Genomic DNA, 12,631 nt, shown 5'->3' with positions numbered 1-12,631 from the left:
TCTTTCGCGCGAACGAAAGTCCCGAGAATACCGCGAATGCGCGCGCTGCGCTAACCGGCGCCTCAGGCGTCGGGCGGCACGCCGAGCAACTGCAGCGTGCCGGCCGTCACACCCGAAAACACCGGGCCCGCGATCGTGCCGCCGTAGTACGACTTGCCCGCCGGGTCGTCGATCATCACCGCCACGATCACGCGCGGCGCGCTCATCGGCGCCATGCCGACGAAGAGCGCGCGATAGCGGTTCTTCGCGTAGCCCGCGCCCACCTGCTTGCGCGCGGTGCCCGTCTTGCCGCCGACGCGGTAGCCTTCCACGTTGGCCGCGCGGCCCGTGCCGCCGTCGCTCGTCGCCATTTCCAGCATCTTGCGCATCGCCGCGGCCGTGGCCGGCGTCGTGACCGCGCGCGGTGCGAGCGCCTGCGCGTTGCCCTGCGAATCGCGCAGCAGTGTGACCGGGTGCAGCGTGCCGTCGCCGGCATACGCCGTGTAGATCTGCGCCATCTGCAGGAGCGAGGTGGAAAGGCCATAGCCGTATGCCATGGTCGCCTGCTCGATGGGGCGCCAGCGCGCCCACGGCCGCACGCGGCCCGCGGCCACGCCCGGGAACGTGACGCTGGGCTTCTGCCCGAGCCCGTATTCCTGGTACTTGTCCCAGATGGTCTGCGCGGGCAGGTTCAGTGCGAGCTTGGCGAGCGCGATGTTGCTCGACTTCTGGATGGCCTCGGCCACGGTCATGCGGCCGTGGTTCGAGGTGTCGTGAATTGTCGCGGGGCCGATGCGAAAGCTGCCCGGCGAGGTGTCGATGATCGTGCCGGGATTGACCTTGCGTAGGTCCATCGCCAGCGAGACGACGACGGGCTTGATCGTCGAGCCGGGTTCGAACGTGTCGATCACGGCGCGATTGCGCAATTGCTGCCCGGTGAGCCTCGTGCGGTCGTTCGGGTCGAACGACGGCCAGTTCGCGAGCGCGAGGATCTCGCCGTTGTGCGCGTCGAGCACGACGACGCTACCCGCTTCCGCATGATGTTTCGCGACGGCCGCCTTGAGCTGCGTATAGGCGAGCTGCTGCACGCGGCGGTCGATGGTGAGCTGCACGGTCTCGCCGTTGCGCGGCTGCACGCGCTCGCGCGGCTCCGAAACGACGCGCCCGAGCCGGTCGCGGATCACTTCGCGCTGGCCTGGCGTGCCGCGCAGGCGCGCGTTGGCGGCGAGCTCCACGCCTTCCTGGCCCGCGTCTTCGATATCGGTGAAGCCCACCACGTGCGCGGCCGATTCGCCCTCTGGGTAGTAGCGCTTCGAGTCGGCGATCAGGGTGATGCCGCCTGTGGCCATCTCGTCGATGTGCGCGGCGGTGTCGGCGTCCACCTGGCGCTTGAGCAGCACGAAGGAGCGGTCGCCGCCGAGGCGTCGGTCCAGCTCCGCGAGCGGCATGTCCAGCAGGCGCGCGAGCGGTCCACGGGCGGCGGCGTCGAGCACCTTGGGATGCGCCCACACTTCGAAGGTGGCGAGGCTCACGGCCAGCAGCGAGCCGTTGCGATCGACGATGCGCCCGCGCATCGCGTCGAGTTCGAGCGTGCGCTGGTAGCGCTTTTGGCCCTGCTTCACATAGAAGCCGTGGTTGGCGACCTGAATCCAGAACGCGCGCCCCGCGAGCGCCGCGAAGGCCGCGAACGTGATGAACACGATCAACTTCGAGCGCCACGCGGGCAGACGCGGCGCGAGCATCGGGTGACGGGTCGCGGTGGCGTGCGGGTCGCGCGGCGGTTTCCTGGAGCGGATCATCGGGAAGGCGGGGTGGCTTGGCAGAGTCGCATTGTAAACACTATGTAATTGAATTGAAATGAAAGGCGCGCGAGGACGCTCGATGATTGCGCGCCGTCATGGCGTGCGGGCGGGGCAGAAGAACGGAGGGCGGAAAACGAACCGGGCCGCAAATGCGGCCCGGTGGCGAGGAGGGGAAACCGGCGCGGGCCAGTGAAGATGCGGCGTTACGCGTGCGCCGGCAACCTGAAACTCGCGATCGATTCGCGCAGCACGCTCACCTGATCCTTGAGCGAATGCGCGGCGGCGGCCGCCTCTTCGACGAGCGCGGCGTTCTGCTGCGTGACCTGGTCCATCTCGCCCACGGCGCGGTTGACCTGCTCGATGCCGGCGCTCTGCTCGCGCGAGGCATGGCTGATCTCTTCGAGGATCTCGTGCACGCGGCGCACCGACTGCACGATCTCGCTCATCGTCGCGCCCGCGTTGGTCACGAGCTGCTGGCCTTCGGTGACCGTGCCGGTCGATTTTTCGATCAGCGCCTTGATCTCCTTGGCGGCAGTCGCGGAGCGCTGCGCGAGGCTGCGCACCTCGGCGGCCACCACGGCGAAGCCGCGGCCCTGCTCGCCCGCGCGCGCGGCTTCCACGGCCGCGTTGAGCGCGAGGATGTTGGTCTGGAACGCGATGCCGTCGATCACGCCGATGATGTCGCCGATCTGCTGCGAGCTCGTCGTAATGTCGCCCATCGTGCGCACCACGTCGTCGACGACCGCGCTGCCGCGCGTCGCGACGTCGGCGGCCTGGCTCGCGAGCGAGGCCGCGTGCTGCGCGCTATCCGCGTTCTGGCGTACGTTCGCCGTCATCTGGTCCATGCTCGAGGCGGTCTGCACGAGCGCCGCCGCCTGTTCCTCGGTGCGCTGCGAAAGATCGGTGTTACCCGCGGCGATCTCGTTTGCACCCACGTTGATGTTCTCCGCACCGCTGCGCACGCGCGAGACGGTTTGCACGAGCGCGGCCTGCATCGTTGCGAGCGCACGCATCAGGCTGTGCTCGCTCGAGCCCTCTACCTGCACGTGCAGCGTGAGGTCGCCCTCGGCGATGCGGTTGGCCGCGTCCACCGCGCCTTCCAGCTCGCCGCCAATGCTGCCGCGCACGCTCCTGACCACGAACACCATCACCACGGTCGCGGCGGCGCCCAGCAGGAAGGTCACGCCGAGCCAGCGCAGCAGGCTGCCGTAGAACTCCGCGCGCACGTCGTCCATGTACATGCCGGTCACGATCACCCAGTCCCACGGCGCGAAGCGGCGGCCGTAGCTCGTCTTCGGCACGGGCTCGCTATGGCCGGGCTTGGCCCACAGGTAATCGAGAAAGCCGCCGTTCGGCCCGCTCGCTGCGTTCACGAGTTCGCTGAATACGTGCGTGCCCGCGGGATCGGTGAAGTCGGTAAGCTTCTTGCCGTCGAGTTCGGGCTTGATCGGGTGCATCAGCATGACCGACTGCGAGTCGTTGACGCTCAGATAGCCGTCGGTGCCGTAGCGGATCGAACCGATCACGGCGAGCGCCTGCTTCTGCGCGTCGGCTTCGGTGAGCGCATTGCGTTGCGAGAGACTGTAGTAGTAGTTGGTGACGCTCATCGCTTCTTCGACGAGCGTCGTGAGTTGCGCGCGCCGTTCGCGAATCATGGCGTCGCGGCTTTGCCAGGCGCCAAACGCGACGATCAACAGCAGGCCGATCCAGAGGATCGCGATCATCGAGCGGAGCTTTTTGTTGAGTGTCATCTTCTGCATGGTCGGTCAGGTATTCCACGTGGGCTGCATGACTGGCGGACAAGGCCGCCAGAATATGTTTACGGCGCGCGCAAACGTGCGCGAGACCCAGGAGGAACCCTGCCCAGGCAGCAAATCATCATACAAAACAGATGCTTGGCGCAGCATTTATGACGCTTCGCTGAAAAGCGCATGCATCTGCCGATAAAAGCCACAAAATTCCCTGTAATTCCATGATTTGCCACTGTTTGCGGTCGTCGACCGCAGATGCGAATCATTTCCGTTATAGTCGCGGCTCTGGCCCCCGCGCCGGCGCGGTTTCGAGGCTTGCGAAGAAGCCAGGATGAGGCTGCTTCGAGGTTTCGGCCGTGTCGTTTTACGCGCTCATTTTCGAGGCCTTTCTCTCGCGGTCTCGCCCGCGACCGAAGCCTCCGGGGCCGGAGATGGAATTTGCCAACGATGCGACGCGCAAGGCGCAGCGACCACTGCCGCCCTGACGACGTCCACAGGAGTGAAAAGAAAGATGAACGCACGCGAACCCGTGCTGGTTCCCGCATCGCGCAGCGCACGGCTGCGCCAGATGCTGGTCGGCAGCGAACTCGAATTCCTGATGGAAGCGCACACCGGCCTCTCCGCGCGCATTGCGCGCGAGGCCGGCTTCAAGGCGATCTGGGGCTCGGGCCTCTCGATCTCCGCGCAGTTTGGCGTACGCGACAACAACGAGGCGAGCTGGACCCAGGTGGTCGACAACCTGGAGTTCATGGCCGACGCGAGCGATCTGCCCATCCTGCTCGACGGCGACACTGGCTACGGCAACTTCAACAACGTGCGCCGCCTCGTGCGCAAGCTCGAGCAACGCGGCATCGCGGGCGTGTGCATCGAGGACAAGCAGTTCCCGAAGACCAACAGCTTCATCAAGGGCGAGGCGCAGCCGCTTGCCGACATCGACGAGTTCTGCGGCAAGATCAAGGCCGGCAAGGACTCGCAGACCGACGAGCACTTCTCGATCGTCGCACGCGTGGAGGCGCTGATCGCGGGCTGGGGCATGGACGAAGCGCTCAAGCGTGCCGAAGCCTACCGGCTGGCGGGCGCGGACGCGATTCTCATCCACAGCAAGCTCTCGAAACCCGACGAGATCCTCACGTTCGCCCGCGAATGGGCGGGCCGCGGCCCGCTCGTGATCGTGCCGACCAAGTACTACAGCACGCCGACCGACGTGTTCCGCAAGGCAGGCATCAGCGCCGTGATCTGGGCGAACCATCTGGTGCGCGCTTCGGTTTCGGCCATGCAGGCCGTCGCGCGGACGATTCACGACACGCAGACGCTCGTCGACGTGGAAGACCGCATTGCGAGTGTCAACGAAATTTTCCGTCTTCAGGACGCCGATGAATATTCGGAAGCGGAAAACCGCTACCTGGCCACTTCGCGCGGCGCGGGCTCGGCGATCGTGCTGGCCGCGAGCCGCGGCTCGGGCCTCGACGCCGTGACCGAAGACAAGCCCAAGGTCATGCTGCCGGTGGCGGGCAAGCCGCTTTTGCGCTGGCTCGTCGACGCGTTCAAGAAGCAGTCGGTCAACGACATCACCGTGGTGGGCGGCTATTGCGCCGACGCCATCGACACCGCCGGCATCAAGCTCGTGCGCAACGAGCGCTACGCACAGACGAACGAGCTGGCATCGCTTGCGTGCGCGGCCGGGGTGCTCAGTAACGACACCGTGATCTCATACGGCGACCTGCTGTTCCGAAGCTACATCCTGCGCGATCTTACGGAGAACGAAGCGGATTTCAGCGTGGTGGTTGATTCCTCGCCGGAGTCGGAGAACAGCAGCACGCGCGACTTCGCGTGGTGTTCTTCGGGCGACGACCGTGGGCTATTCGGCAACAAGGTGTTTCTCGAGCGCGTTTCCAGCGAGCCGGCCGCGAACGGCGAGGCGCCGCACGGCCGCTGGATCGGCCTCATGAACGTGCGCGGCGCGGGCCGCGACAAGCTCGCGAAGAAGCTCGCGCACCTGCAGACGCGCGCGGATTTCGACACGCTCGACATGCCCACGCTGCTCAATGCGCTGATCGAAGACGGCGAGTCGATCGAAGTGCAATACGTGCATGGCCACTGGCGCGGCGTGAACGACCTCGAAGATTTCCGCCGCGCGGGCGATTTCGCGCACGCGCAGACGCCGCTCGGCGCGGATGCGGGCAACGGCGCAGGCGCGGGGAGCAGGGCATGATCGAGGCTGCACAGTTTGTCGAAGCGGCGCGCACACGCGGCTTCGAGTGGTACGCGGGCGTGCCGTGCTCGTTCCTCACGCCGTTCATCAACTACGTGCTGCAGGAAGATTCGCTGCACTACGTGAGCGCGGCGAACGAAGGCGATGCGGTTGCGCTGATCGCGGGCGTGGCGCTCGCGGGCAAGCGCGGCATCACGATGATGCAAAATTCGGGACTCGGCAACGCCGTGAGCCCGCTCACCTCGCTCACGTGGACCTTCCGCCTGCCGCAACTGCTGATCGTGACCTGGCGCGGCCAGCCGGGTGTATCGGACGAGCCGCAGCATGCGCTGATGGGCCCGGTCACGCCGCAGATGCTCGACACGATGGAAATCCCCTGGGAGCTGTTCCCGACCGAAGCCGATCAGATCCGCCCGGCGCTCGATCGCGCGATCCGGCACATGGATGAAACGGGCCGCCCGTATGCACTCGTGATGCAAAAGGGCAGCGTGGCGCCCTGCGAGCTCGAGGGTGGTGGCGCGATGCCGCAGAAGCACGCACTACCGGTTGCGCGGTCGCTTTGGAACGGACGGACTCCTGAGCAACTGCCGACGCGACAGCAGGCGCTCGAACGCGTGATCGCAGCGACGCCCGCCGAATCGACCGTGGTGGTCGCCTCGACGGGCTTTTGCGGCCGCGAACTCTACGCGCTCGACGACCGCGCGAACCAGCTCTACATGGTCGGCTCGATGGGCTGCGTCACGCCGTTCGCGCTCGGCCTCGCGCTCGCGCGACCTGACCTGAACGTGGTTGCGCTCGATGGCGACGGCGCGGCGCTCATGCGCATGGGCGCGTTCGCGACGCTCGGCGCGTATGGTCCCGTCAACCTCACGCACGTGCTGCTCGACAACGGCGCACACGACTCGACGGGCGGCCAGGCCACCGTTTCGACGCAGGTCTCCTTCGCGAACGTGGCCGCCGCGTGCGGTTACGCCGAAGCCGTGGAAAGCGACGATCTCGCGGCGCTCGACGCCGTGCTCGCCGCCGCGCGCGAGCGAGCGAAGGGCGCTTCGGGCGTCGGAGGCACACGATTCGTACGCCTGACGATTCGCCGCGGCACGCCTGACGGCCTGCCGCGCCCCACGATCACGCCGCCCGACGTGAAGACGCGTCTCATGCGCCACATCGGCGCGCTCGCTCATGAGTCTGCTCAATAAGGAAATACCGATGCTGCTGCTCAATCCCGGCCCGGTCACGCTCACCGAACGCGTGCGCCGCAGCCTGCTTCAGGAAGACCTGTGCCATCGCGAAAGCGAGTTCTTCGACGTGCAGGAAGAGGCGCGCACGCGCCTCGTCGGCGTCTACGACCTTGATCCCGCGCAGTGGCAGGCGGTGCTCATGACGGGCTCCGGTACGGCCGCGGTCGAAAGCATGATTTCGACCCTCGTGCCCGAGAACGGCAAGCTGTTGATCGTTGAAAACGGCGTGTACGGCGAGCGCATCACGGCGATCGCGAAGCAGTACGGCATCGCGCACGAGATCGTGAAGCACGACTGGATGCAGGCGCCGGACCTCGCGCGCATCGGCACGGCGCTCGATGCGGATCGCTCGATCACGCACGTCGCGATCATCCATCACGAAACCACGACGGGCCGCCTGAACGATCTGTGCGCGCTGGGCGAGGCGTGCCGCGCCCGAGGCGTGCAGATGCTCGTGGACGGCGTGAGCAGCTTCGGCTCCGAAGCGATCGACTTCGGCGACACGAGCATTGCCGCGGTGGCCGCGACCGCGAACAAGTGCCTGCACGGCGTGCCGGGCGCGGCCTTCGTGGTGGTGCGCCGCGCCGCGCTCGCGCAGGCCCGCAGCCGCACGTACTATCTCGACCTCAAGCGTCTTGCCACGCTGCAGGATCAGCGCAACACGCCGTTCACGCCTTCCGTTCACGCGTATTACGCGCTCGTCGAGGCATTGCGCGAACTGGCGGAAGAAGGCGGCTGGCAGGCGCGTCACGCGCGCTATGCCGCGCTTTCGGAGCAGGTGCGCGCGGGGCTCGCTGCGCGCGGCATGCAAAGCGTGCTGCCGAAGGACGAATCGTCGGTGGTGCTGCGCGCGTTCCGGCTGCCCGCGGGTGTCGATTATCCGCTGCTGCACGATGCGCTCAAGGCGCGCGGCTTCGTGATTTACGCGGGGCAGGGCGGTTTGTCGGCGGAGTTGTTCCGCATTTCGACGATGGGCGACATTCATGCCGCCGATGTCGAGCGGTTGCTGGCGGCGTTCGACGACGTGGTGCGCTGAGGTTTTTCGCAGCGCCTGGTTTTATCGCATGAAAAAAGCCTTGCAGCGAGGAATCGCCGCAAGGCTTTTTGTTTTGCGTCGTACGCTCCGCTCGCGTTATCCGTCGCGTGCCTTCGCCTTTTCCTCAGTTCGCGGCGCGCGCGCGGGCGCGCAACGTGCTGGCCGCGTTCGGCTGCTTCGAGGGCTTGCGCCGCGCGCGCGCCTTCTTGAGCCAGATGAGCACGCCCGTCACGCTGAGCATCGCGACGGCGAGGCCCGTGAAGCTGATGACGATGCGTCCCGGCAGCCCCGCGATGCGGCCCGAGTGCAGCGGAAACTGCGCCTGAATGAAAAGGTCGCCGGCGCTGCCGCTGCCCGGAATCTGCCGGCCGACCACTTGGCCCGTGCGCGCGTTCATCATGAGCCAGGCGTTGCCGAGGCCCACGTCGCCGTGGTCGTTGCCCGCCGCGTAGTAGCCCACGCCGTACACGCCGGACGCCGTCATCGCAAAGAGCCCTCCCGGCGGCGCCGCGATGCCTTCGCGGTGGCCCACCTCCGCCGCAGCGGCGACGATGCGCTCGCGTGACGAGGCGGTTTCGGCGGGTGTCAGCGCGGGGCCTGGCGCGACGCTGAGGAACGGGTCGGGCGAGAGCGTCGAGAACACCGACACGACGGGCCGCACGACTTGCGCGGCGAGGTTCATCGAAATCGACGTGACCGCCACGACGATCAGCAGGCCCCAGAGCCACACGCCACCCGAACGGTGCAGGTCGAAAGTGAGCGCATAGCCGCCGCGCTTCACGCGAAACGCGAGCGACTTGCGCCAGCTCTTCGGGCTCGGGAACGCGAGCACGATCGCAATGAAGCCGTCGAGGAGCCATACGATCCCCACCACGCCCATCGTCCATACGCCGAAGTCGATACCCATCTTCGTCGGCAGGAACAGCGTGTAGTGGAACTGGTAGAGGAAGGGAATCAGGTTCAGGCGAGCGAGCGAGGCCTTGCCCCACATGCGCCGGCCTTGCTCCACGCCGGTCACGGGGTCCAGCGCGACCTGGTTGAAGCCGAGTGCGTAGGGCTGGCCGGTTTGCGGGTCGAGGCGCGGAGCCACGCGCGCGATCCAGGTGTGGCCCGGCTCGACGGCAAGCGGCATGAAGGTCACGATCGCGTGAGGCTCGCCGGCTTCGAGGCGCCTGGCGAGTTCGACGGCGGGCAGCGGCTCGCCCGCTGTCGCGCTATGGAAGAACGAAGGGTTGAGCAGCGCGTCGAGCTCGTGATCCCATGCGATCACCGCGCCGGTGAGTCCGGCGAGGAACAGGAAGGCTGCAATGCCGAGGCCGAACCAGCGGTGCAGGCGCACCAGCAGCGGCCTCATGCGAAGGCCCGGCTCGCCGGTAGGCGTGCGGAGGCGAACGCGATCACGAGTATGCTCACGACGATCTAAATATTGCAAATAAGAATCGTTCGCATTTTACGGATCAGCCGCGACTGGCGCAAGCTTTGCGAAAGGCGTCGATTTTTGGGGCGCAAGGGGGTGCGCGGCGCGCAGGCCGGGTCGCGGCGCCGGGCTTGTCTGGCGCAAACGCCGCGTTGGCTGTGGGGTGGGGCGCCCAGGCGGGTTCCGGGCGCGCGATCAGACTGGGTCTTTGTCCGGCGGGCCTTCCGGCTGCTGCGGTTCGTCGTTGTGATGTCCCGGCGACGGCGGGCTGAGCGGGTCGTGTTCCGGATCCCGCGTCGGATCGGCGAGCGGATCGGGAAGCGGGTTCGTGTGCGAGCAGATCATCGCGGGGTCCTCTTGCGCTGAAGCGCCTGGCCAGGTGGGGCGCGTCTCTATATAGCCTAGGCGATCGATGTCCGGCCTGTGGAGTTTCGAGTGTGCAAGAGGCGCATTGCGATCGCCCCACGTTTGCGGGGTAAATCGCGCGCGATTGAGCACGTCGCGTATCGCTTTGTAGCAATCGGCGAAATGCAGCTTGTCTGCCGCCGGCGTTTTGCGTGCCCGCTCAGAGCCCGCTGAGGTCAGCCGGCGTGTCGATGTCGCGCAGGATGCCGGGATCGTCCACATCGATGCGCGTGAGCGGGTGTGAGCTCAGGATTGCGCGCGCGCCCGCGTCGCCGTCGAGCGCGACGAGCGCCGCGCGATGCAGGTAGCCGAAGCCGACGGGATGGCCGCGCTGCTCGCGATAGAACGGCGCGACGAGCGATGCTCCCTCGTCCAGCACGCGCGCCACGGCTTCGATCGTTTCGATCGCGATGCGCGGCATGTCGGCCAGTGCGACGATCCAGCTTTCCGCTTCGTGGTCGGCTTCGACTCCGGCCGCGAGGCTCGCGCCCATGCCGCGCCCGGCGCCGGGCGCGAACACCACGTCGCAGCCCGCGTCGTTGAGCACGTGGGCGAGCGTCTCGGCGCCCGGTCGCACCACGGCGATCACTTTCGGCACGATGCGCAGCAGCCGCTGCGCGGATTCGCGCGCGACGCAGGAGCCATCGGGGAGTGGTGCCAGGAGCTTATTGCGCAGACCATTGGGATCGAAGCGCGAACCGGTGCCGGCGGCGAGCAACACGCCGGTGGCGAACGACGCATAGGCCATGGTGTGTCACGCGCGAGGAGGGGAAGCGCTGATTGTGCGGCGCGAGCGCGCGCGAGGCAAGCCCCGCACACGCCATTCGTGCTGCATTTGCGGACCGTTCATGCACAAGACGAGTGCATGATCTGCATTGCAGGACCTGCACTGCAGATCATGCAAGCAAGTTCATCTGCGGCACGACCTTGTCGAGCGTGATCGGCAGATCGCGCACGCGCACGCCGGTGGCGTGATACACGGCATTGGCGATCGCCGCTGGCACGCCGGTTATGCCGATTTCACCGATGCCGCGCACCCCGAGTGCATTGAAGCGCAGATCCGGTTCGCCGACGAACAGCACGTCCAGCTCGCCGATGTCCGCGTTCACGGGCACGTGGTACTCCGCGAAATTGCTGTTCGCGATGCGGCCCACGCGCGTGTCGAGCAGGCCCTCTTCGTGCAGGGCCGTGCTCACGCCCCACACCATCCCGCCCATCAACTGGCTGCGCGCCGTTTTTTCGTTGAGCACGCGCCCCACGTCATAGGCGCCGACGATGCGCGCGACCCGTATCGTTCCGAGTTCCGCATCGACGTGCACTTCGGCGAACACCGCGCCGAACGAGTGGAACGCGTACTGCTGGCGTTCCGCGCCAGGCTTCGTCCCGACCTGCGCCTCGACCGGCTGGCCGCCCGCGCGAGCGATGACGGCCGCGGCCGGGTCGCGCCGCGAGGTGTCGCTGCGGCTCACGACCCAGCCGTCACGCACGGTCACGTCTTCGGCGGCCAAACCGTAGACGGGCGAGCCGCGATCGGCGCGCGCGAGCGCGATGAGCTTGTCGCGCGCCGCCGTGGCGGCGGCCTGCACCGCGGGCGAGACGCTCGCGGCGGACTGCGAACCGCCGGAGCCCGGCGCGGGCGGCAAGGTCGAATCGCCCAGCGCAAAGCGAATGCGGTCGGGCGGGAAGCCGAGCGCGTCGGCGGCGACCTGGGTCATCACCGTGTACGTGCCCGTGCCGATGTCCTGCGTGCCCGATGCGACCATCGCGGTGCCGTCGGGCAGGATGCGCGCCACGGCGGCGGCGTCGCTGCGATTCGCGGGATAGGTCGCGCTCGCCATGCCGAGACCGATGAGCGTGTTGCCGTTACGCATCGCACGCGGCGTGGCCACGCGTCGCGACCAGTCGAAGCGCTGTGCGCCCGCTTCGTAGCATTGGCGCAGCGCCTTCGACGACCATGGCTTGCCGTCCTGCGGCTCGGTTTCGGCGTAATTCTTCAGGCGCAGCGCAATCGGGTCCGTCTTCAGCCGCCACGCAAGCTCGTCCATCAGCGATTCGAGCGCGAACGAGCCTGTCGTCTCGCCCGGCGCGCGCGTGAAGGTCGGTGTGCCGACGTTCAGGGGTACGACACGATGGCTCGTGCTGCAATTCGGCACGGCGTACATCATGCGCGTGACGAGACCGCTCATCTCCTGCCAGTCTTCGAACGTGGAGGTGTGCGCGAGCGTGTCGTGGCGCAAGCCGGTCAGCGTGCCGTCCGCACGCGCGGCGATCGAGAAGTGCTGCTCCGTGTGCGGGCGCGAGCCGACCAGCCCGAACATCTGCGGGCGCGCGAGCGCGAGCCTCACGGGGCGTCCCGTTTGCTTCGCGGCCATGGCGCACAGGCTCACGTGCGACCACGACGAACCCTTGCAGCCGAAGCCGCCGCCAAGGAACGGCGAGATGACGCGCACGTTCTCGGGTGCGATGCCGAACACGGCGGCAACGGCATTGCGCGAGCCGCTCACGCCCTGGGTGGCGTCGTAGAGCGTGAGGTCGGGGCCGTCCCAGTGCGCCATCGTGGCGTGCGGCTCCATCGGGTTATGGAACTGCGTGGGCGTGGTGTAGACGGCCTCGATACGCACCGCGCCCTCGTTCATGCCGGCCTCGACGTTGCCACGCGTCGATTCGACGGGGCGGCCCATCGGGCTTGGCGGCGTATGCGCCTGGCTCTTCGCGCTATCGAAATCGAGCGTGGCCGCCGTTGGCGCGTAGGTGATGTTGAGGCGCTGCGCCGCATCGGTTGCGTGCTCGA

General features: G+C 67.4%; 8 protein-coding genes. 3 read left to right on the top strand and 5 right to left on the bottom strand.

Annotation, left to right across the window (positions count from 1 at the left end):
* Nucleotides 1-62 precede the first annotated feature (62 nt).
* Entirely contained in the window at nt 63-1,778 is a 1,716-nt protein-coding gene (locus VMJ11_RS05750; RefSeq protein ID WP_325617832.1) for a penicillin-binding protein 2, read from the bottom strand.
* Between the two features lie 206 nt (nt 1,779-1,984).
* A complete protein-coding gene (locus VMJ11_RS05745; RefSeq protein WP_325617830.1) occupies nt 1,985-3,532 on the bottom strand; it encodes a methyl-accepting chemotaxis protein in 1,548 nt (515 codons plus the stop codon).
* A gap of 511 nt (nt 3,533-4,043) precedes the next feature.
* Between VMJ11_RS05745 and aepX the strand changes: the two genes are divergently transcribed.
* From aepX to VMJ11_RS05730, 3 genes are read left to right on the top strand one after another with little or no spacing between them, the layout of a single operon-like run.
* On the top strand, nt 4,044-5,744 hold the full coding sequence (gene aepX / locus VMJ11_RS05740) for a phosphoenolpyruvate mutase (protein WP_325617828.1): 1,701 nt from the start codon (nt 4,044-4,046) through the stop codon (nt 5,742-5,744).
* Nucleotides 5,741-6,940 (top strand): phosphonopyruvate decarboxylase, encoded by a 1,200-nt coding sequence (gene aepY, locus VMJ11_RS05735; protein ID WP_325617826.1) that lies wholly within the window; start codon nt 5,741-5,743, stop codon nt 6,938-6,940. Before aepX ends, aepY begins: the two co-directional genes overlap by 4 nt.
* Before the next feature lie 10 nt (nt 6,941-6,950).
* On the top strand, nt 6,951-8,018 hold the full coding sequence (locus tag VMJ11_RS05730) for a 2-aminoethylphosphonate aminotransferase (protein WP_325617872.1): 1,068 nt from the start codon (nt 6,951-6,953) through the stop codon (nt 8,016-8,018).
* A 124-nt stretch (nt 8,019-8,142) separates the two neighbouring features.
* On the opposite strand, the gene VMJ11_RS05725 is transcribed toward VMJ11_RS05730, so the two are convergent.
* The 3 genes from VMJ11_RS05725 to VMJ11_RS05715 form a co-directional block, all read right to left on the bottom strand.
* The gene (locus VMJ11_RS05725) at nt 8,143-9,372 is read right to left on the bottom strand and encodes a PepSY-associated TM helix domain-containing protein (protein WP_325617824.1); all 1,230 of its coding nucleotides are present in this window, start codon (nt 9,370-9,372) and stop codon (nt 8,143-8,145) included.
* A 628-nt stretch (nt 9,373-10,000) separates the two neighbouring features.
* Entirely contained in the window at nt 10,001-10,588 is a 588-nt protein-coding gene (locus VMJ11_RS05720; RefSeq protein WP_325617822.1) for a nucleotidyltransferase family protein, read from the bottom strand.
* Nucleotides 10,589-10,736: 148 nt separating this feature from the next.
* A partial coding sequence (locus tag VMJ11_RS05715; protein ID WP_325617820.1) for a xanthine dehydrogenase family protein molybdopterin-binding subunit occupies nt 10,737-12,631 on the bottom strand: 1,895 nt, incomplete at its 5' end.

The sequence above is a fragment of the Paraburkholderia sp. genome, assembly GCF_035501035.1.
In the GTDB taxonomy this organism is placed as follows: Bacteria; Pseudomonadota; Gammaproteobacteria; order Burkholderiales; family Burkholderiaceae; genus Paraburkholderia.
Note: the sequence above shows the minus strand (reverse complement) of the source record. Positions and strands in the feature narration are given on the sequence as shown.